This window comes from Cronobacter turicensis, from assembly GCF_041222865.1.
In the GTDB taxonomy this organism is placed as follows: domain Bacteria; phylum Pseudomonadota; class Gammaproteobacteria; order Enterobacterales; family Enterobacteriaceae; genus Cronobacter; species Cronobacter turicensis.
Genome location: NZ_CP165997.1, coordinates 2,392,521 through 2,413,646, shown reverse-complemented (window position 1 = coordinate 2,413,646; position 21,126 = coordinate 2,392,521). Strand labels below are relative to the sequence as shown.

Here is a 21,126-nt window from a genome sequence, read left to right as displayed (position 1 = left end):
ATGTCCCGTAACAGTGAAGCAACTGACGATGTGAACACCTGGAGCGGCCCCCTTAACTATAAAGAGGGCTTCTTTACCCGGCTTCAGACCGATGAACTGGCGAACGGCATCAACGAAGAGGTTGTGCGCGCCATTTCAGCCAAACGCAACGAGCCCGAGTGGATGCTCGAATTTCGCCTGAGCGCTTACCGCGCCTGGCTTGAGATGGAAGAGCCGCACTGGCTGCATGCGCATTACGACAAACTGAACTATCAGGATTACAGCTACTACTCCGCGCCGTCGTGCGGCCATTGCGACGACGCCTGCGCCTCACAGCCGGGCGCGGTGCAGCAGCCGGGCGGCAACAATAACAGCTACCTGACGCAGGAAGTGGAAGAGGCGTTTAACCAGCTCGGCGTCCCGGTGCGCGAAGGCCGTGAAGTAGCGGTAGACGCCATTTTCGACTCCGTTTCCGTCGCCACGACCTACCGCGACAAGCTGGCGGAGCAGGGCATTATTTTCTGCTCGTTCGGCGAGGCAATCCACGACCACCCGGAGCTGGTGAAGAAATACATCGGCACCGTCGTGCCGTCGAACGATAACTTCTTCGCTGCGCTGAATGCCGCAGTCGCCTCCGACGGCACGTTTATCTACGTGCCGAAAGGCGTGCGCTGTCCGATGGAGCTTTCTACCTACTTCCGTATCAACGCCGAGAAAACCGGCCAGTTTGAACGCACCATTCTGGTGGCGGATGAAGGCAGCTACGTAAGCTATATCGAAGGCTGTTCCGCGCCGGTGCGCGACAGCTATCAGCTCCACGCGGCGGTAGTGGAAGTCATCATCCATAAAGACGCGGAAGTGAAATACTCGACGGTGCAGAACTGGTTCCCTGGCGATAACAACACCGGCGGCATCCTGAACTTCGTGACCAAGCGCGCGCTGTGCGAAGGCGAAAACAGCAAGATGTCCTGGACGCAGTCGGAAACCGGCTCGGCCATCACCTGGAAATACCCAAGCGTTATCCTGCGCGGCGATAACTCCATCGGCGAGTTCTACTCGGTGGCGCTGACCAGCGGCCATCAGCAGGCGGATACCGGCACCAAGATGATCCACATCGGCAAAAACACCAAATCGACGATCATCTCAAAAGGCATCTCCGCCGGGAAAAGCCAGAACAGCTATCGCGGCCTGGTGAAAATCATGCCGACCGCCACTAACGCGCGTAACTTCACGCAGTGCGATTCGATGCTGATTGGCCCCGACTGCGGCGCGCATACCTTCCCGTATGTGGAATGCCGCAACAACAGCGCCCAGCTTGAGCACGAGGCGACCACCTCGCGTATCGGCGAAGACCAGCTGTTCTACTGCCTGCAGCGCGGGATCAGCGAAGAAGATGCTATCTCGATGATTGTTAACGGCTTCTGTAAGGATGTCTTCTCAGAGCTGCCGCTGGAATTCGCGGTCGAAGCACAAAAATTATTAGCCATTAGCCTTGAGCACAGCGTCGGCTAAGGTAAGAAAAAGGATAAGACATGTTAAGCATCAAAGATTTACAGGTCAGCGTTGAAGAGAAGGCGATCCTGCGCGGTTTAAACCTTGAAATAAAACCCGGTGAAGTGCACGCCATCATGGGGCCGAACGGCTCCGGGAAAAGTACCCTTTCCGCGACGCTTGCCGGGCGCGAAGATTATGAAATCACCGGCGGCGAAGTACGTTTTAAAGGCAAAGATCTGCTGGAGCTGTCGCCGGAAGAGCGCGCGGGCGAAGGCATCTTTATGGCGTTCCAGTATCCGGTGGAAATTCCGGGCGTCAGTAACCAGTTCTTCCTGCAAACCGCGCTTAACGCGGTGCGCGAATACCGCGGCCAGGACGAGCTTGACCGCTTCGACTTCCAGGATCTGATGGAAGAGAAAATCAAGCTGCTGCAAATGCCGGAAGACTTGCTGACCCGTTCGGTTAACGTCGGCTTCTCCGGCGGTGAGAAAAAGCGTAACGATATTCTGCAGATGGCGGTGCTGGAGCCGGAGCTGTGCATTCTTGATGAAACCGACTCGGGCCTGGATATCGACGCCCTGAAAATCGTTTCCGAAGGGGTTAACGCGCTGCGCGACGGCAAGCGTTCGTTCATCATCGTCACCCACTACCAGCGCATTCTGGACTACATCAAGCCCGATTTCGTCCATGTGCTGTATCAGGGGCGGATCGTGAAGTCTGGCGACTTCTCTCTGGTCAAACAGCTGGAGGAGCAGGGCTATGGCTGGCTTACAGAACAGCAGTAACGCGCTGCAACAGTGGCATCGCCTGTTTGAAGCGCAGGGCGGGGAGCGCTCGCAAGAGGCGCGCGAGCATCTGCAACAGCTGCTGCGCCTTGGCCTGCCGACCCGTAAGCATGAAGACTGGAAATACACGCCGCTCGACGGCCTGCTGAAGCACGATTTCGTCGCACCGGCCGCTGCCGCGCTGAGCCGTGAAGAACTCAGCGCGCTGGCGTTGCCCGTTGATGCGCTGCGCCTGGTGTTCATCGATGGCCGCTTTGCACCGGATCTGAGCGATGCGACCGAGAACAGCGGCTTTGAGATTAGCGTGAACGACAGCCGCAGCGGGCTTCCCGCGCCGGTGCAGCCTGAGGCGTTTTTACACCTTACCGAAAGCCTGGCGCAGAGCGTGACGCATATTCGCGTGGCGCGTAACCAGCAGCCGTCAAAAGCGCTGTTGCTGATGCATATCAGCGCGGGCCGCGCGGGCGATGAAATCAACACCGTGCATTACCGCCATCATCTGGATCTCGACGAAGGCGCGCAGGCGACGGTTATTGAACATTACGTCAGCCGTGACGCGCAGCCGCACTTTACCGGCGCGCGCCTGACCATGCAGGTAGGCGCTAACGCGCAGCTTAATCACTATAAACTCGCGTTTGAAAACCCGGTGAGCTGGCATTTCGCGCATAACGATCTGGTGGTTTCTCAGGATGCGCACGCCGCCAGCAGCAGCTATCTGCTGGGCGCGGGCGTACTGCGCCACAACACCAGCACGCAGCTGAACGGCGAGAACATTACGCTGCGCGTGAACAGCCTGGCGCTGCCGGTAAATAACGAAGTGTGCGACACCCGCACCTGGCTTGAGCACAACACAGGCTACTGCAACAGCCGTCAGCTGCATAAAACCATCGTGCGTGATAAAGGCCGCGCGGTCTTTAACGGACTTATCAAAGTGGCGCAGCACGCCATTAAAACCGACGGGCAGATGACCAACAACAATCTGCTGCTCGGCAGGCTGGCGGAAGTGGACACCAAACCGCAGCTGGAAATCTACGCCGATGACGTGAAATGCAGCCATGGCGCCACCGTGGGCCGTATCGATGACGAACAGATGTTCTATCTGCGCTCGCGCGGTATTAACGAACAGGCGGCGCAGCAGATGATCATTTACGCGTTCGCCGCGGAGCTGACCGAAAGCATCCACGACGAAGCGCTTAAACAGCAGGTGCTGGCGCGTATCGGCCAGCGCTTTGCAGGGGGAGAGGCATGAGTTTTTCTCTACAGCAGGTCCGCAGCGATTTTCCGGTGTTGACGCGCGAGGTTAACGGCCAGCCGCTGGCCTATCTCGACAGCGCCGCCAGCGCGCAGAAGCCGACGGCGGTGATTGAGGCCGAGGCGGAGTTCTACCGTCACGGCTACGCGGCGGTGCATCGCGGTATTCACACCCTGAGCGCAGACGCGACCCAGCGTATGGAAGCCGTGCGCACCCGCGCGGCGCAGTTTATTAACGCGCGCCTGCCGGAAGAGATTGTGTTTGTGCGCGGCACCACCGAGGGGATTAACCTCGTGGCGAACAGCTGGGGCAACAGCCAGCTGCGCGCGGGCGATAACCTGATCGTTACCGCAATGGAGCACCACGCCAATATCGTGCCCTGGCAGATGCTCTGCGCGCGTACCGGGGCTGAGCTTCGCGTGTTGCCGATTAACCAGGACGGCACGCTACAGGTCGACAAACTGCCCTCGTTGATGGACGAGCGCACCCGCCTGCTGGCGGTCACGCACGTCTCTAACGTGCTCGGCACTGAAAACCCGGTCGCTGACCTCATCGCGACGGCGCATCAGGCGGGCGTTAAAGTGCTGGTGGACGGCGCGCAGGCGGTGATGCACCACAAGGTTGACGTACAGGCGCTGGACTGCGATTTCTATCTCTTCTCCGGCCATAAACTCTACGGGCCGACCGGGATTGGCATTCTGTACGCCAAAGAAGCGATTCTCCAGGCGATGCCGCCGTGGGAAGGCGGCGGGGCGATGATAGCGACCGTCAGCCTGACCGAAGGCACCACCTGGGCCGCAGCACCGTGGCGGTTTGAAGCCGGGACGCCCAACACGGGCGGTATCATCGCCCTTGGCGCGGCGATGGATTATGTCGACGCCATTGGCCTTGATAATATCCATGACTATGAGCGCACGCTGATGGCGTATGCGCTGCGTGAGTTGCAGGCGGTGCCGGACTTGCAGATTTATGGCCCGACGGAGCGCCTTGGCGTCATCGCGTTCAACCTTGGCAAACACCACGCCTACGACGTGGGCAGTTTTCTGGATAATTACGGTATTGCGGTACGTACCGGCCACCACTGCGCGATGCCGCTGATGGAATTTTACGGCGTGCCTGCGATGTGCCGCGCGTCGCTCGCGATGTACAATACCGAAGATGAAGTGGACCGGCTGGTGGCCGGGCTTATCCGCATTCATCGTTTGTTAGGCTAAAAGGAGCGAGAATGGCTGGTTTGCCGGAGAAAGAAAAACTGCTGCGTAACTTTAACCGCTGCGCCAACTGGGAAGAAAAGTATCTTTATATCATCGAGCTGGGCCAGCGGCTGGCGCCGCTCGAAGACGCCGAACGCACCCCCGCGCACCGCATTCAGGGCTGCCAGAGCCAGGTCTGGATTGTCATGACGCCGGGCGACAATGGCGTGATGGAGATGCGCGGCGACAGCGATGCGGCTATCGTCAAAGGGCTTATCGCCGTGGTCTTCGCGCTCTATCAGCAGATGACCGCGCAAGATATCGTGAACTTCGACGTGCGCCCGTGGTTTGAAGAAATGTCGCTGACCCAGCATCTCACCCCGTCCCGCTCTCAGGGTTTAGAAGCCATGATCCGCGCTATTCGCGCGAAAGCGGCCGACCTGAGCTAATCTTAAAGCACGGCTTTCTCCTGTCACGCGCGGCCCTCCCGGGCTTCGCGGATGTTCAGCATTCCGGCCACGCCGGTGAAAACAGGTCGTGCTTATGAAACAGATCTTTTCCTTTCCGCTGCTCGCGCTGCTGCTGATGGGCGCGACGCAGGCATTGGCCGTTGATTACCCGCTCCCGCCGCCCGGCAGCCGTCTGATTGGCCAGAACCAGACGTATCTTGTGCCCGCAAACAGTCAAAATCTGGAGAAAATCGCCGAGCAATACCAGACCGGCGTGCTGTTGCTGCTGGAGGCGAATAATACGGTTGACCCTTATCTGCCGATGCCGGGCAGCGAACTGACGATCCCCACGCAGATGCTGCTACCCGACACGCCGCGCGAAGGCATTGTGGTTAACCTCGCTGAGCTGCGTCTTTATTACTATCCGCCCGGAGAGAATCGCGTGGCGGTGTATCCGATAGGCATCGGCCTGACGGGGCGCGAAACGCCGGTGATGACGACGCGTATCATCCAGAAGATCCCCAACCCCACCTGGACGCCGACGGCCGCCATGCGCGCCCGCTCACAGGCGCACGGCGTGACGCTGCCTGCCGTGATACCCGCCGGGCCGAATAATCCGCTGGGGCGTTTTGCGCTGCGTTTACAGCAGGGCGGCGGCGAGTATCTCATTCACGGCACCAATGCCCGTAGCAGTATCGGGCTGCGCGCCAGCTCCGGTTGCATCCGCATGCGCGCGGCGGATATCAAAGCGCTGTTTACCCAGGTGGCGTGGGGAACGCGGGTGCAGATAATCAATGAGCCTGTGAAATACGCCAGCGAGCCGGACGGCAGACGCTACGTGGAAGTGCATCAGCCGCTCTCGCGCAGCGATGCCGACAACCCACAGACGATGCCGGTGGCGATTAACGCCGCTTTCGGACAGTTCATCGACGATGCGGGCACTGACGCGATGGCGGTCGATAACGCGCTGACGCGCCGTGCGGGTTATCCGGTGGTCGTAGACGCGCACAGCGCGCTGCCAGCTCCCGTCACGACGATACAGAGCGTCAGAGCCGCAGTGACGTCGCCAGACGGCGAGAGACTCTCTGAGAGCATGAATGCCTCTTCAACGCGGGTGACCGTGCAGTAACGCTGACTCATAACGTGGAATGGCATGATGCGCCGGAAGGGGAGCGTACAACCAAAGAAAAAGCGGCGAGGCGAGAGGGCTTGAAAACAGGCAAAAAAAATGGCGCACAATGTGCGCCATTTTTCTTTCACACGGTACTATTACTTACGGTATTTAGTAGCCATGTTGTCCAGACGCTGGTTAGCGCGAGCTGCGTCGTCTTTAGCAGCCTGAACGTCGGAACGCATTGCGTTCACGTCGTTGCTCAGCTGGTCAACTTTAGCGTTCAGAGTCTGAACGTCAGAAGACAGCTGATCGATTTTAGCGTTGCTGGAGCAACCAGCCAGCAGAGTAGAACCCAGGATTACCGCGCCCAGTACCAGTTTAGTACGATTCATTATTAATACCCTCTAGATTGAGTTAATCTCCATGTAGCGTTACAAGTATTACACAAAGTTTTTTATGTTGAGAATATTTTTTTGATGGGAATACGCTTAATTTTGATCGTTCGCTCAAAGAAGCATCGACATTGCGCGGATCATTAAAAAAAATGAAGGAAAACAGGAAACTTTCATCGGATTCATCTTAGAAAAAAACAAACTTAAATAGTGAAATCCGATTTGCTTTTCTATTCACAGCGTCTATTTAAGCCAAATTAAAAGGCGCCTTTCGGCGCCTTTTTAATCATATCTAAAAAAAGGGTGGATATTATTACAGGACGTGAACGGACGCTGTATTGGTGGTACCGCTCGGTACCAGCGCGCCAGACACCATCACCACCACATCGCCTTTCTTCGCCAGACCGCTTTCCAGCGCCGCGTCTTTGCCCAGACGGTAGAAATCATCCGTAGAGGAGATCTCTTTCACCAGCTGAGGCACAACGCCCTTGCTCAGCACCAGCTGACGCGCTGTCAGTTCGTTGGTGGTCAGCGCAAGGATAGTGGCATCCGGGAAGTATTTACGCACTGACTTCGCCGATTTACCGCCTTCGGTCGCCACAACGATCAGCGGCGCTTCCAGTTTTTCAGCGGTTTCTACCGCGCCGCGGCAGACAGCTTCGGTGATACGCAGTTTACGGCTGTCGTTGTTGAACTCCAGACGGCTGGTCATCACGCGGTCGGTACGCTCGCAGATGGTCGCCATGATAGTCACGGCTTCCAGCGGGTATTTCCCTTTCGCGGATTCACCAGACAGCATTACCGCGTCGGTACCGTCGAGGATGGCGTTCGCCACGTCGCCAGCTTCAGCACGGGTCGGACGCGGGTTCTTGATCATGGAGTCCAGCATCTGGGTCGCGGTGATAACCACTTTGCGCGCGCGGATACATTTCTCGATCATCATCTTCTGCGCGAAGATCACTTCTTCAACCGGGATTTCTACGCCCAGGTCGCCACGCGCTACCATGATGCCGTCAGACGCTTCGAGAATTTCGTCGAAGTTGTTCAGGCCTTCCTGGTTTTCGATTTTGGAGATGATCTGGATGTTTTCGCCGCCGTGCGCTTTCAGGTGCTGGCGAATCTCTTCGACGTCAGAGCGCTTACGGATAAAGGAAGCCGCCACAAAGTCGACGCCCTGCTCGCAGCCGAAGATCAGGTCTTTTTTATCTTTTTCAGCCAGTGCCGGCAGCGCGATGGAAACGCCCGGCAGGTTAACGCCTTTGTTTTCGCCGAGGTCGCCGTTGTTCAGCACTTTACAGATCACTTTATCGCCTTCGATGGCGGTGACTTCCATGCCGATCAGGCCGTCATCCACCAGCACGGTGTTGCCGACGGAGAGATCTTTGGTGAAGCCTTCATAGGTCACCGCAACGGTTTCGCTGTTGCCGACAACAGATTTGTCGGTGGTGAAGGTAAAGGTCTGGCCCGCTTTCAGGGAGACGTCGTTGCCGCCTTCCAGTTTGATGGTGCGGATTTCCGGGCCTTTCGTGTCCAGCAGGATAGCGGCCTGTTTGCCGGTTTTCGCCAGAACGTTGCGCAGGTTTTTAATGCGCTGACCGTGTTCTTCGTAATCGCCATGGGAGAAGTTAAGGCGCATCACGTTCATGCCCGCGTCGAGCATTTTGGTCAGCATTTCTTCGGATTCGGTTTTTGGGCCGATGGTGCAAACAATTTTCGTCTTTTTCATGACAGTCTTAATCTTTAGTTGAAGGATATGGAAATCATGCCCTGCGGCGTGCTCTGCCGTTTGGGTAAACTTGTGTTGCGAAAGTTGTGATGCCACAGCCTAAGGATAGGTGACATCAAAAAAGCGTGCAGGAGAAAGTGTGCTTGTGGTTCAGCCTGGGGGCGGGTGAGCGATTGTTCGACGGTAAAGGCGATATCCAATGTGCTGAAACCATTCAAGTTAGAATGCCCGCATTATAGCTTCCACACGCGCAGAAAGGAATTAAAAACGCTGTTTCATAATGGAAAACCTGTCACCGCTTCGTTTCTGTTGCTTATCCGTTAAGGAAGCATGACAAAACGTTATCATCACGTCTTTATTGTACAACTCACCTGTGAGGGCGCTCGCAAATATATATAAAATTGCCCGAAATATATTCAGTAAGCCAAAACGTTTCGGGATATCTATTATGGTTTATTAGCGAACCCAAAGAATAATTATTTTCATTTAAATCGGCGTGACGAGTGTTTAATTTTTATTCGTTAATAAAGTCTCTGCATTAGCGCTACCCTACTAATATTTGGCATAAGAAAGCGCGTATCGCTTCCGTTTTTCCTATTGAAAATAAACAAAGAGTATGTTTTCAGCGTCTGGCTTACTGCTGCTTAATATATTGTTCCCGCCCTAAAATAGCCTGATTTGCGTATTGCAAGGTAAGGATAATCCTAAAAGAGTGTCTCTATAGGAGAGCTAAATGCTTGTAAAGTTTAGCTTTAGTGAAAAGTCACTCAAGGTTACCTTTCGTCATGTGTTTGATTTATAACGCTTTTTATATTTGGTAAAAATTTGCAATAAGTAACGATGTAGCTACACTAAAACCATCATTCGGACGGCTCAATGGATGGGCAAGATGTCAGATAAATAACTGTCTCGGACAACACATGTCCGAGAATTGACGTGTGTCTAAAACGCGTCGGGTTAATTATTTAATAGCAGCATAACCCTGATACTGATAATTAAGGTAGGTATGGCGATGACGCTTTCTTCATCTGCCAGTAATGGCTACGCCTTTATTTTACCCCCGGAAATACCCACGCAGCAGGGTCCGGAAGGCATTTTGTACGATTTTAACGACGGCGCGAGGCTCCTGCTTCCGGCAGGTGACTGGCGCGTCGAAATAAGTGATGACGAAACGGGGAATATACTTTTTGCGAGCGATATCGCTGAAGGTTGGGTGATTAGCACCAAAAAATATTATGTACCGTTTCGTTTGCAGGTCTGGAAGAAAGGGCAGAGCGAACCGCTGTTCGATCACGCGCTGGATATGCGCGACAAACCGGTGCTGATCTCCTTTCCCACCGGCACGCTGGGCGACCTCGTGGGATGGGTGCCTTACGCCGAACGCTTCCGTCAGACATATGGCTGCCAGGTGGAATGCACCATGGCGCAGCCGATTATCGATCTCTTCGCGCCAGTCTACCCGGAACTGCAGTTTTACGCGCCGGAGCGCTGGGCAAACCAGCGCGCCCACCGTGAGCCGCCTTACGCCACCTGGCGCGTCGGGCTTTTCTTTCAGGGCGATCTCGACAAACAGCCGTTTGACTTTCGCGCCGTCGGCCTGCATCGCACGGCCGGGCATATTCTCGGCGTCGACCCGAGCGAAATCGTCCCCGATCTGCGCGTGAATTCCCCGCGCCAGATAGCCGAACCCTACGTTTGCATCGCCACGCAATCCACCAGCCAGGCCAAATTCTGGAATAACGGCAGCGGCTGGCATGAGGTGATCGACTTTCTGAAAGCGCAGGGCTATCGCGTCCTGTGTATCGACAAAGAGCGCGTCGTCGGGCGCGGCTACGTCTGGAACAAAATTCCCCACGGCGTGGAGGATTTCACCGGCAACCTGCCGCTGCGCGACCGTGTGGCGCTGCTTGAGCATGCGGAATTTTTCATCGGTCTTGGCAGCGGGCTCTCCTGGCTTGCCTGGGGCTGCCGCATTCCGGTCGTGCTGATAAGCGGTTTCAGCCTGCCGGCCAGCGAGTTTTACACCCCCTGGCGCGTCATCAACACCCACGTCTGCAACGGCTGCTGGGATGACGTGCGGCTTAATTTTGACCATCAGGACTATTTCTGGTGTCCGCGCCACAAAGGCACGGACCGGCAGTACGAGTGTACGCGTTTTATCACGGGTAAACAGGTGATTGGCCATTTACGTCGGCTTATCTCTCTGAAAAGCAACCCATTCGACATCAAAACAACAGCATTGGCAGACCCAAATCAGCACGCCGCATAACGGCGTCTGAGCGGGTTTCGAGGGCATCAACATGAAGAGAAGTCTTAATTGCAGTTACCGGCTGGTGTGGAGTGAAGTCCAGCGCGCGTTTATCGTGGTTTCCGAGCTCACGCGAGCGAAGGGCAAACGCGCCAGCGGGGCGGTGTTGTTGACGGCAGCGGTAGGAAGCGCGCTTGCCAGCGGCGGAGCGTTCGCGTTCACGCCCGATGTCACCTCGTCGGTGCAGGATGAGCTGGTGCAGAACGGCACCCAGCAGGTTCTGGTCGGCGGGGCGACGACAAATCATACTATCGGCGCGCTGGGCAATCAGATTGTCGCAGGCGGCCTTGCACAGAAAACCACGTTAAACGACGGCGGCGTACAGGTTGTTCGCCAGCAGGGCGTGGCGACCGGCACCGTCATTGATGACGGTTTGCAGGTGGTGGAAAAAGACGGTCAGGCGCAGAGAACGGTCATTCTGGACGGCGGCGTGCAACAGGTGGATGGTTCCGCCGTGCATACCGTGGTCGGTAACGGCGGCGAACAGCATGTCCTTGCCAATGGCACCGCGACCACCACGCTTATCAACAACGGCGGCACGCAGTCTGTCGATGGCACCTCTATTTCCGCAGTCGTCAACGACGGCGGTCATCAGCTGGTTGAGCGCGGCGGTTACGCCCGCAACACCACCGTTAATAACGGCGGCGTCCAGTACGTCAGCGCGGGCGGTTCGTCCTCCGACGGCGTGATTTTCGGCGGCGGCATTCAGCAGGTTTCCGGCACCGCGTCCGGCACCAGCATCAACGACGGCGGCAGCCAGCAGGTACAGGTCGGCGGCCAGTCCCGCGATGCGCAAATTAATAACCGCGGCACCCAGGCGGTGGACGGCACGGCTATCTCCGCCATTGTCAAAGACGGCGGCACCCAGCTCGTTAACCGTGGCGGGCTGGCGAAAAACACTCAGGTTAACAGCGGCGGTCTGCAGCATGTGTCGGTAGGCGGGGCATCCGCTGACGCGCACCTCTTCGGCGGCACGCAGCAGCTGGCGGGCACGGCGTCCAACACCCAGATAGATTCAGGCGCCGAACAGCATATCGAAGCGACCGGCCTCTCTGTAAGCGCGACCGTGAACAGCGGCGGCCTGCAGAATGTCGACGGCACCGCGAACTACGCGACCGTTAACGACGGCGGCACCCAGCTGGTGCAGGTCGGCGGCCATGCCAACAGCACCGTGGTGCGCGACGGCGGCATTCAGGACGTGGCCCTCGGCGGCTCGGCGTCTGATTCCATTCTTCTCGGCGGCACCCAGCAGCTCGCGGGCAACGCGGGCGGCACTATCATCGGCGACGGCGGCGTACAGCATGTGAAAACCGGCGGTTCGGCTTTCGGCTCGCTGATTAACGCAGGCGGCCTGCAGCGCGTCGACGGCACCGCGACCTCGACCATCGTGAAAAACGACGGCATCCAGCTGGTTAACAGCGGCGGCCTCGCGGACAACACCGCCATCCACAGCGGCGGCCTGCAATACATCGCCCAGGGCGGCGCGGCGTCTGAAGGCGTTATCTTCGGCGGCGGCATTCAGCAGGTTTCCGGCATGGCGTCCGGCACCAGCGTCAACGAAGGCGGCTCCCAGCAGGTTCAGGTGACCGGCAAAGCGATCGGCACCCAGATCAACAACCGCGGCACCCAGGCCGTTGACGGCACGGCAATCTCCGCCATCGTCAAAGACGGCGGCACCCAGCTGGTGAACAGCGGCGGTCTGGCGAAAGACACCCAGGTCAACAGCGGCGGTCTGCAGCATGTGTCGGTAGGCGGGGCATCCGCTGACGCGCACCTCTTCGGCGGCGTTCAGCAACTCGCGGGCACGGCGTCCAACACCCAGATAGATTCAGGCGCAGAACAGCATATCGAAGCGACCGGTAAATCCGTTAGCGCGACCGTCAACAGCGGCGGCCTGCAAAACGTCGACGGCACCGCGAATTTCGCGACCGTTAACGACGGCGGCACGCAGCTGATTCAGGTCGGCGGCCACGCCAACAGCACCGTGGTGCGCAGCGGCGGCGTTCAGGACGTGAAACTCGGCGGCGCGGCCTCTGGCTCCATCCTGCTTGGCGGCACGCAGGAACTGGCGGGCACCGCGGGCGACACCATCATCGGCGACGGCGGCGTGCAGCATGTCCAGGTGGGCGCGAATGCCTCTGGTACGCTGATTAACGCAGGCGGTCTGCAGCGTGTTGACGGCACCGCGAAAAGCACCACCATCAACGACAAAGGCATCCAGCTGGTGAACCGCGGCGGTAAAGCGGACAGCACGGCCATCAACAGCGGCGGTCTGCAGTATGTCGCGGAAGGCGCTTCCGCTTCTGACAGCGTCGTCTTCGGCGGCGGCATCCAGCAAGTGTCCGGCAACGCGTCCGGCACCAGCGTGAATGACGGCGGCTCGCAGCAGGTTCAGGTCACCGGTCAGGCGACCGGCACCCAGATCAACAACCGCGGCACCCAGGCCGTTGACGGCACGGCAATCTCCGCCATCGTCAAAGACGGCGGCACTCAGTTGGTGAACAGCGGCGGTCTGGCGAAAAACACGCAGGTCAATAGCGGCGGTCTGCAACACGTCTCTGTAGGCGGCGCCTCTGCCGACGCGCACCTCTACGGCGGCGTTCAGCAACTCGCGGGCACGGCGTCCAACACCCAGATCGATTCCGGCGCGGAACAGCATATCGAAGCGACCGGTAAATCCGTCAGCGCAACCGTTAACAGCGGGGGTCTGCAGAATGTGGACGGCACCGCGAACTACGCCACCATCAACGACGGCGGCGTACAGCTGGTGCAAAACGGCGGTCACGCCAACAGTACTGTGGTGCGCGACGGCGGCGTTCAGGATGTGAAACTGGGCGGCGCGGCGTCTGACTCCGTTCTGCTTGGCGGTATTCAGTCCGTCTCCGGCACCGCGGGCCGTACCATCATCGGCAATGACGCTATTCAGCATGTAAAAACCGGCGGTCTGGCTTTCGCTTCGCAGATTAACGCGGGCGGTCTGCAGCGCGTCGATGGCACAGCGACCTCGACCATCGTGAAAAACGACGGCATCCAGCTCGTCAACAGCGGCGGTCTGGCGCGCGCCACCACGGTCAACAGCGGCGGCCTGGAGCATATTAACTTCGGCGGCGCGTCTTCCGACGGCGTTATTTTCGGCGGCGGCGTGCAGGTGGTTGCGGGCATGGCGTCCGGCACCAGCATCAGCGACGGCGGTCTCCAGCTCGTCACCAAAACCGGTATGGCGAACGATACCCACGTGAACCGCGGCGGCGTACAGAGCGTTGACGGTACCGTGACGTCCGCGGTCGTGAAAGACGGCGGTACGCAGATAATCAACAACGGCGGTCTGGCGCGCGGCTCTATCGTGACCAGCGGCGGGCTGCAACACATCAACAAAGGCGGCGCGTCGTCTACCGCGAAAATCTTCGCAGGCGGCACCCAGGTGGTGGCCGGTACAGCTTCCGGCACCAGCATCGGCGACCGTGGCACACAGCTCGTGCAGGAAACCGGTAAAGCGGTGGACGCGCAGATTAACCAGGGCGGCACCCAGGCAGTTGACGGCACGGCTATCTCGGCGGTCATCAACGACGGCGGCCTGCAACTCGTTAACGTCGGCGGTCTGGCGGCAGGCTCTATCGTCCACAGCGGCGGCGTCCAGCATGTGAAACTGGGCGGCGCGGCGTCTGACGGCACCGTCTTTGGCGGCGGCACGCAGCTGGTTGAAGGCACCGCGTCCGGCACCAGCATCAGCGACGGCGGCGTGCAGCTCATCATGGCGAGCGGCCATGCGAAAGGCACGCTGGTCAACAGCGGCGGCGTACAGCGCGTAGACGGCCAGTCCTTCGATGCGGTTGTCAACAATGGCGGTCAGCAGATTGTCGACCCGTACGGCTGGTCGCGCAGCACCGTGATCAACGCCGGCGGCTCACAGATCCTGGGCAACTCGGCAGTGGCTATCTCTACCGTGATGAACGGCGGCGAGCAGCACGTTAACAACGGCGCGCAGGCGCTGGCGACCCGTCTGCTGGGCGGCACCCAGAATATCGGCAACGGCGGCAAGGCCTTCGATACCCGTGTCGAGAAAGGCGGCGTGCAAAACGTCAACTCAGGCGGTTATACCTACGGCGGCACCATCTCCGCGGGCGGCAGAGAAAACGTCTTTACCGGCGGCACCACCGACTTTACGACGGTGGAAGGCACGCAGGTTCTGGACGGCCACTCTATCGTGACCATTCTGCAAAACAACGGCTACCAGCGCGTGAACAAAGATGCCCTGGCGGACGTGACGATGGTCTTCGACAACGGCGTGATGGATGTTTACGGCACGGCGAAAGGTACGGAGCTGTATGAGAATGGCGAACAGCGCGTGTATAAAGGCGCGAACGTCACCTCAACCTGGCTGAACGATGATGCGAAACAGACCGTCTACAACGGCGCGGTGGTTACCGAAACCCGTAACCGCGGCGGCGAGCAGAATCTGCTGAGCGGCGGTCGCGCGGTAAGCACTATCATGGATACCGGCGCTGTCCAGAACATCGGCGCGGGCGCTACGGCGGAAAACACAGTGCTGATTAACCGCTCTGTGCAGAACGTGCGCGGTACTGCTGACGGCGCTGAACTCGCGGCTAACGCGGTGCAGAACGTCTACCAGGGCGGCGTGGCGAAAAACACCAGCCTGTATGCCACCACCGCGCAGAATATCTACAACGGCGGCCAGACCTTCAATACCAACATTGAGAACGGCGGCATTCAGAACGTGCTGACCGGCGGTACGGCGACCAGCACTACTATCAACCTTGGCGGTACGCAGAACGTCAACAGCGGCGGTACGGTTATCTCGACCATCATCAAGGCGGGCGGGATCCAGAACGTCAATGACGGCGGGATTGTTATCGACAACACTGTGATCGGCGATCAGGTCGTCAACAACGGCGGTACGGTGGCCTCGTCTACGGTCAGCGAAAACGGCAGCCAGAGCGTGACGCTGGGCGGTACGGCTATCGCGACCACCGTCACCAAAGGCGGCGTACAGTTTATCCGTAAAGGCGGCGTGGCCGACCAGACCATCATTCAGCAGGGCGGTATGCTGGCGGTGGCGGATGCTGCTGAGGCGACCAACATCGATCTCAACAGCGGCGCAGGCATTGTCGCCAGCACCGACACCACCGTTAACGGCACCAACGCGCAGGGTCAGTTCTCCATCGCCAACAAGCTGGCGAACAGTCTGCTGCTGGAAAGCGGCGGCGCGCTCACGGTCGCGGCGGACGGTATCGCCAACAACACCGTGGTGCAGAACGGCGGTAAACTCAGCGTGACGGATGGCGGCATTCTGACCGGCACCACCGAGCTGAAAGATGGCTCCTCCATCGCGGGCAACGTCACTAACACCGGCAAGCTGAGCGTGACCACCGATCAGAGCGACAACACGATTGCCGCGAATATCAACGGTACCGGCAGCCTGTATAAAGAAGGCGACGGCAAACTGACCGTCAGCGGTGTTCTGAACCAGACCGGCGGCACCTGGCTGCAGAGCGGCACGCTGGTGTTCAGCGGCCTGGAAGCGGTGACTGACGTTATCGCGCAGCTTGGCACCTCACTGCAACTGACCAACGGCACCTCGCTCACCGGTATGATTGACCCGACCGATCTGACGGTAGATGCCGGCTCCACCTGGCTGATGACCGGCAGCTCGCTGCTGGACGACCTGACGCTGGGCGGCGCCATCGATTACCAGGCACCGACCGGCGCCTTCGTACCGAAAACCCTGACGGTCACTAATCTGACGGGCAATGGCGGCACTATCACCCTGAACACGCTGTTCCAGGACGGTACGGCGACTACCGACAGCCTGATCATCAACGGCGGCACGGCGACCGGCAACACCCGCATCGCCATTCGTAACCAGGGCGGTCTGGGCGCGCGCACGACCGGCGACGGTATCCAGGTGGTAAACGCCATTAATGGCGCGACGACCACTGACGATGCCTTCAGCCTTGCCAACAACCTGCAGGCGGGTGCGTATAACTACAGTCTGCGTCAGGGCGCTGGCAGCGAAAGCTGGTATCTGACCACGGCGTCCGGCAGCGGCAACGAAAACGGCCCGCAGAACTACCGTTCGGCCATGTACCTCTACAGCTCGCTCTATGCACAGGCGATGGACTACGACAGCGCGCTGCTTGGCTCGCTCGACAGCCGTCGTTACGCGGCGCGCAGCCCGTCTGAGGATGGCAGCAACGTGTGGGCGCGCTTCCAGGCAGGCCAGCTGAATCATGAGCATGGCGGTTCGGATCTGCGTAACGGCAACACGCCGGAAAGCAAAGGCGGCTATACCTTCCTGCAGATCGGTAGCGACCTGTGGAGAGGCCAGGCGTCCTCCATGGAATGGGGTGTCGGCATCTACGGTGCGGCAGGTCTGTCAGCCATCGACGTTCAGCGCAGCGAGAAATCGAAAGCGGGTACGGTACGTGACGACGCGTACAGCGCCGGTCTGTATGTCAACGGCGTGCATGAGAGCGGCTGGTGGGTTGATGTGGTGGCGCAGGGTACGCGTCATAACTTCGATACCAACCCGCGCGACGGCGACGGTATGAAGACGCACGGCTGGGGCTATGTCGGCTCCTTCGAAACCGGTCTGCCGTTTGATATCGGTAGCGGCCTGGTGCTCGAACCGCAGGTGCAATACCAGTACCGCGGCGTGAACCTGAAAGATGGTGGCGACGATGCCGCTGACGTGCAGTTCGGCGACGGTCACAGCCAGCAGGTACGTGCCGGTCTGCGCTTTGGCAACAACGCGACGCTGAAAGAGAGCGGCAAACCGGTTCCGGTGAGCTGGTGGGTGCGTCCGTCCTTTATCCAGACGTTTGACTCCAAAGGCGACGTGAACGTGAGCGCGCCGGGCGTGGCAGGCAGCGAAGTCTCCTTCAATCCGGATCAGGACGGCACCGCCGCCGCGCTGGATGTGGGTCTCGACGGCCAGATCCGCGACAACGTGACGCTGGGCGTTCGCGCCGGCTACACCAAAACTATCGACGACGCCGGCACCGGCGGCTACGGTGGCCAGGTGACGCTGAAAGTCAGCTTCTGATAACAGGTAGTAAGAACAGCCGCCCCATACGGGGCGGCTTTTTTTTGCGTGTAATAATAGAAAGACGAAGAGATGAAAAGGCTTTGTAGGGCGGGTAAGCACCGCGCACCCACCAATTACAATAAACCGACGGTAAGGGGATGGTTTTCTCCGGCTTAAAAAAATCGGCCCATGAGGGCCGATTTTCCGCCGGGAGCCGGGATTGCAAAGGGGGCGGCGGCGAGCCCCCTTTGCACGTTCGCGAGAAACGAGCGCCCATATAAAGGAAACATTATGGCGAACGGAACGTGTTCACGGCCCTGGTATATCTCACCCGTCACAGGCGTTCTATATATGCTGGACGGCGGGTGCGCTGCGCTTACCCGCCCTACGATATTGGGCTGCACGTTAGATGTAAGGTGGGTAAGCGCAGCGCACCCACCGTATCAATTACACTCTCACCATGACCATCACACCCCCAGTCTGTCCCGCAGGCTGTAATACGCCGCACCCATTGCGGTAAACGGGATCTGGAACGAACGCCCGCCGGGGAACGGATAATGCGGCAGCGTCGCGAACGCGTCGAAACGCTCGGCGTCGCCGCGCAACGCCTCGGCGATAAGCCTGCCCGCGAGATGCGTACACGTCACCCCGTGGCCGCTGTCGCCCTGCATATAATAGATATTGTTCTCAAGCCGTCCGAACTGCGGCATCCGCGAGAGCGTCAGCAGGAAATTGCCGGTCCAGCGGTAATCAATCTTCACGCCTTTAAGCTGCGGGAACGTCTTCAGCAGCTTTGGCATAATCAGCCGGTCAATATCGTCCGGGTCGCGCGCGCCGTACACCACGCCGCCGCCGTAAAGCAGCCGGTTATCCGCCGTCAGCCGGTAATAATCGAGCAGATAGTTACAATCCTCGACGCAATAATTATTCGGCAACAGCGACGCCGCCACCTCCGGGGCCAACGGCTCGGTCGTCACCACCTGAGTGCCGCACGGCATACTGCGCCGCGCGAGCGCAGGCTCAAGACGCGTGCCGAGATAGGCGTTGCCCGCCACAATCACATAGCGCGCCGTCACCTGACCCTGCGCGGTTTTCACCACGGCAGGCTGGCCGTGCGTAATGCTCACCGCCGCCGACTGCTCGAAAATCTTGCCGCCGAGGGCGCGAATCGCTTCCGCCTCGCCGAGCGCCAGGTTCAGCGGGTGAATATGGCCGCCGTTGTGATCGAGCAGCGCGCCGGTGTAACGACGGCTCGCGATTTCCCCGCGCACCGCGTCGGCGTCCAGCAGCTCAAGCCCGCGATTGCCGTAGCGCTCCCAGCTGGCTTTCTGCTCCATCAGGCCGAGATACTGCTTACGGTTCAGCGCCACAAACATCCCGCCGGGACGGTAATCGCACTGAATATCGTAACGCGTAATGCGCTCGCGGATGATCTCGCCGCCTTCAAACATCATGCTGCCGAGCATCCGCGCCGTGTCCACACCGTAACGCGCTTCGATAACGTCGATATCGCGGCTGTAGGAGTTCACCACCTGGCCGCCGTTACGCCCGCTCGCGCCAAACCCAATCCGCGCGGCCTCCAGCAGCACCACGTCATAACCTTGCTCCACCAGATGCAGCGCCGATGAAAGCCCGGTATAACCGCCGCCGACAATACAGACATCGCACTGGAGCGACTCCGTAAGCGTCGGGAAGGGCGCATGCGGATTGGCGCTTGCGGCGTAGTAGCTGTTTACATGCTCAGTCATGATCGTGCTCCAGGCTCATCCAGATGGTTTTCAGTTCTGTGAATTTTTCCAGCGCGTGCAGCGATTTATCGCGCCCGTTGCCGCTCTGCTTATAACCGCCGAACGGCACGGTCATATCGCCGTCGTTATAGTTATTGATAAACACCGAACCGGCCTTCAGACGGCGGGCCATGCGGTGGGCGCGGGAGAGCGAACGGGTCCAGACGGCGGCGCCCAGCCCGTAGTCGCTGTCGTTGGCAAGCTGCAACGCCTCCTGCTCGCGGGTAAAGGAGGTCACCGCCAGCACCGGGCCGAAAATCTCCTCGCGGGCGACGCGCATCTGGTTATCCACGTCGGTAAAAATCGTCGGGCCGACGCAGGCCGGGTGCGTCTGCGCGCGGCCATCCAGCCACAGCGTCGCGCCGTGTTCCTGGCCGAGCTCAATATAGCGGCGCACGCTGGCGGCGTGGTCGTCATCAATCAGCGTGCCCATGGTGGTCTGCGGATCGAGCGGGTCGCCGGGCGTGAAGCTTTGCGCATGCGCTTTCAGGCGCGCCAGAAACGCCTCTTTAATGGACGCCTCCACTAACAGGCGCGTACCGGCGATGCAGACCTGGCCCTGGTTATAGAAGATCCCGGCGGCGGTCGCGGCGGCGGCCTGGTCGAGATCCGGGCAGTCAGCGAAGACGATATTGGCGCTTTTGCCGCCCGCTTCGAGCCAGACGCGCTTCATGTTCGATTCACCCGCGTCTTTAAGGAGCTGTTTGCCGGTGCGGGTGGAGCCGGTAAAGGTCATCACATCCACATCGGGGTGCAGCGAGAGCGCCTGACCCGCCTCGTGCCCAAAGCCCGGTATTACGTTCAGCACGCCGTCCGGCAGCCCCGCTTCACGCGCCAGCGCCGCAAGACGCAGCGCCGAGAGCGGCGATTTCTCAGACGGTTTGAGCACCACGCTGTTACCGGCGGCAAGCGCCGGGCCGAGCTTCCAGCAGGCGAGCAGCAGCGGGAAATTCCACGGCACCACGGCCGCCACCACGCCGACTGGCTCACGCACGATCATCGCGAGCGACGCGCTATCCGTGGGCGCCACCTCGCCATAAAGTTTATCGACCGCTTCGGCGTACCAGCGCAGCGCGCGGGCCGCGCCTGGAATATCATCACGCAGGCTATGGCGGATCGGTTTGCCGGTGTCGAGCGACTCCAGCAGCGCCAGCTCCTCGTGATGCTGCTCCATTAACCCGGCCATGCGCATGAGCACCGCTTTGCGCGTGGCGGGGGCGGCCTGCGACCAGTCGCCGCGCTCAAACACCGCACGGGCGCTCGCCACCGCGGCGTCGACATCACGCTTCGCGCCGCGCGCCACCTCAGCAAGCGGCTGGCCGGTGGCCGGGTTGACCACGGTAAAGGTGTCGCCGCTCGCGGCCTGGCGGTAGTCGCCCTGATAAAATAACCTGCCTTCGATGGACAGCTGCGCCGCCTTATCCTGCCAGTAGCGTAAATCGTGAAATTCCATAGCCTCTCCTGTCATAACAAAGGGTTAGCGCGTGTAAGGCGGCGGTTCCGCCTGAATTTTCGACGCAGAAGCCCGCAGGCGAATAAAGCCCGTTTAGCTCAGGTCAGATGCGGCCCGTGTCAGGCGCGCCCGGCGTCTTCTTCTAACCG

Annotated in this window: 12 protein-coding genes; 8 read left to right on the top strand and 4 right to left on the bottom strand. The window is 59.4% G+C overall.

What is annotated here, in order from left to right; genetic code table 11:
* The 6 genes from sufB to AB8W27_RS11440 all read left to right on the top strand — a co-directional run bounded on the left by sufB (position 1) and on the right by AB8W27_RS11440 (position 6,281).
* Positions 1 to 1,491 carry a Fe-S cluster assembly protein SufB gene (gene sufB, locus AB8W27_RS11465; RefSeq protein WP_007676415.1) on the top strand — a complete coding sequence of 497 codons (1,491 nt, stop codon included), beginning with the start codon at positions 1 to 3 and terminating at the stop codon, positions 1,489 to 1,491.
* A 20-nt stretch (positions 1,492 to 1,511) separates the two neighbouring features.
* Entirely contained in the window at positions 1,512 to 2,258 is a 747-nt protein-coding gene (gene sufC, locus AB8W27_RS11460; RefSeq protein ID WP_007760479.1) for a Fe-S cluster assembly ATPase SufC, read from the top strand.
* Entirely contained in the window at positions 2,233 to 3,507 is a 1,275-nt protein-coding gene (sufD, locus tag AB8W27_RS11455; RefSeq protein WP_041923481.1) for a Fe-S cluster assembly protein SufD, read from the top strand. Before sufC ends, sufD begins: the two co-directional genes overlap by 26 nt.
* Entirely contained in the window at positions 3,504 to 4,724 is a 1,221-nt protein-coding gene (gene sufS, locus AB8W27_RS11450) for a cysteine desulfurase SufS (RefSeq protein ID WP_015741022.1), read from the top strand. The genes sufD and sufS overlap by 4 nt, the downstream gene beginning before the upstream one ends.
* An 11-nt stretch (positions 4,725 to 4,735) precedes the next feature.
* Entirely contained in the window at positions 4,736 to 5,152 is a 417-nt protein-coding gene (gene sufE / locus AB8W27_RS11445) for a cysteine desulfuration protein SufE (RefSeq protein ID WP_015741023.1), read from the top strand.
* A gap of 94 nt (positions 5,153 to 5,246) precedes the next feature.
* The gene (locus tag AB8W27_RS11440) at positions 5,247 to 6,281 is read left to right on the top strand and encodes a L,D-transpeptidase family protein (protein WP_015741024.1); all 1,035 of its coding nucleotides are present in this window, start codon (positions 5,247 to 5,249) and stop codon (positions 6,279 to 6,281) included.
* Between the two features lie 140 nt (positions 6,282 to 6,421).
* On the opposite strand, the gene lpp is transcribed toward AB8W27_RS11440, so the two are convergent.
* Together lpp and pykF are read right to left on the bottom strand one after the other, a co-directional pair.
* Complete coding sequence (lpp, locus tag AB8W27_RS11435; protein ID WP_002443218.1) at positions 6,422 to 6,658, bottom strand: murein lipoprotein Lpp; 237 nt, start codon at positions 6,656 to 6,658, stop codon at positions 6,422 to 6,424.
* Positions 6,659 to 6,971: 313 nt separating this feature from the next.
* Entirely contained in the window at positions 6,972 to 8,384 is a 1,413-nt protein-coding gene (gene pykF, locus AB8W27_RS11430; protein WP_041923482.1) for a pyruvate kinase PykF, read from the bottom strand.
* Between the two features lie 1,006 nt (positions 8,385 to 9,390).
* Here pykF and AB8W27_RS11425 point away from each other — a divergent pair.
* Positions 9,391 to 10,653: an autotransporter strand-loop-strand O-heptosyltransferase gene (locus AB8W27_RS11425; protein ID WP_041923483.1), complete on the top strand. Its 1,263-nt coding sequence runs from the start codon at positions 9,391 to 9,393 to the stop codon at positions 10,651 to 10,653.
* A 31-nt stretch (positions 10,654 to 10,684) separates the two neighbouring features.
* The gene (locus AB8W27_RS11420) at positions 10,685 to 17,755 is read left to right on the top strand and encodes an AIDA repeat-containing protein (RefSeq protein WP_041923484.1); all 7,071 of its coding nucleotides are present in this window, start codon (positions 10,685 to 10,687) and stop codon (positions 17,753 to 17,755) included.
* 449 nt (positions 17,756 to 18,204) lie between these two features.
* Here the strand turns inward: AB8W27_RS11420 and AB8W27_RS11415 are convergent, their stop codons facing one another.
* Both AB8W27_RS11415 and puuC read right to left on the bottom strand, forming a co-directional pair.
* Entirely contained in the window at positions 18,205 to 19,485 is a 1,281-nt protein-coding gene (locus AB8W27_RS11415; protein WP_015741028.1) for an FAD-binding oxidoreductase, read from the bottom strand.
* Positions 19,478 to 20,977 (bottom strand): aldehyde dehydrogenase PuuC, encoded by a 1,500-nt coding sequence (gene puuC / locus AB8W27_RS11410; RefSeq protein WP_015741029.1) that lies wholly within the window; start codon positions 20,975 to 20,977, stop codon positions 19,478 to 19,480. Before puuC ends, AB8W27_RS11415 begins: the two co-directional genes overlap by 8 nt.
* Positions 20,978 to 21,126 lie beyond the last annotated feature (149 nt).

What these genes read in the sequence shown, in the direction of transcription:
- sufB (WP_007676415.1), top strand. Translation starts at nt 1, where the DNA reads ATGTCCCGTAACAGTGAAGCAACTGACGATGTGAACACCTGGAGCGGC.
- sufC (WP_007760479.1), top strand. Translation starts at nt 1,512, where the DNA reads ATGTTAAGCATCAAAGATTTACAGGTCAGCGTTGAAGAGAAGGCGATC.
- sufD (WP_041923481.1), top strand. Translation starts at nt 2,233, where the DNA reads ATGGCTGGCTTACAGAACAGCAGTAACGCGCTGCAACAGTGGCATCGC.
- sufS (WP_015741022.1), top strand. Translation starts at nt 3,504, where the DNA reads ATGAGTTTTTCTCTACAGCAGGTCCGCAGCGATTTTCCGGTGTTGACG.
- sufE (WP_015741023.1), top strand. Translation starts at nt 4,736, where the DNA reads ATGGCTGGTTTGCCGGAGAAAGAAAAACTGCTGCGTAACTTTAACCGC.
- AB8W27_RS11440 (WP_015741024.1), top strand. Translation starts at nt 5,247, where the DNA reads ATGAAACAGATCTTTTCCTTTCCGCTGCTCGCGCTGCTGCTGATGGGC.
- lpp (WP_002443218.1), bottom strand. Translation starts at nt 6,658, where the DNA reads ATGAATCGTACTAAACTGGTACTGGGCGCGGTAATCCTGGGTTCTACT.
- pykF (WP_041923482.1), bottom strand. Translation starts at nt 8,384, where the DNA reads ATGAAAAAGACGAAAATTGTTTGCACCATCGGCCCAAAAACCGAATCC.
- AB8W27_RS11425 (WP_041923483.1), top strand. Translation starts at nt 9,391, where the DNA reads ATGGCGATGACGCTTTCTTCATCTGCCAGTAATGGCTACGCCTTTATT.
- AB8W27_RS11420 (WP_041923484.1), top strand. Translation starts at nt 10,685, where the DNA reads ATGAAGAGAAGTCTTAATTGCAGTTACCGGCTGGTGTGGAGTGAAGTC.
- AB8W27_RS11415 (WP_015741028.1), bottom strand. Translation starts at nt 19,485, where the DNA reads ATGACTGAGCATGTAAACAGCTACTACGCCGCAAGCGCCAATCCGCAT.
- puuC (WP_015741029.1), bottom strand. Translation starts at nt 20,977, where the DNA reads ATGGAATTTCACGATTTACGCTACTGGCAGGATAAGGCGGCGCAGCTG.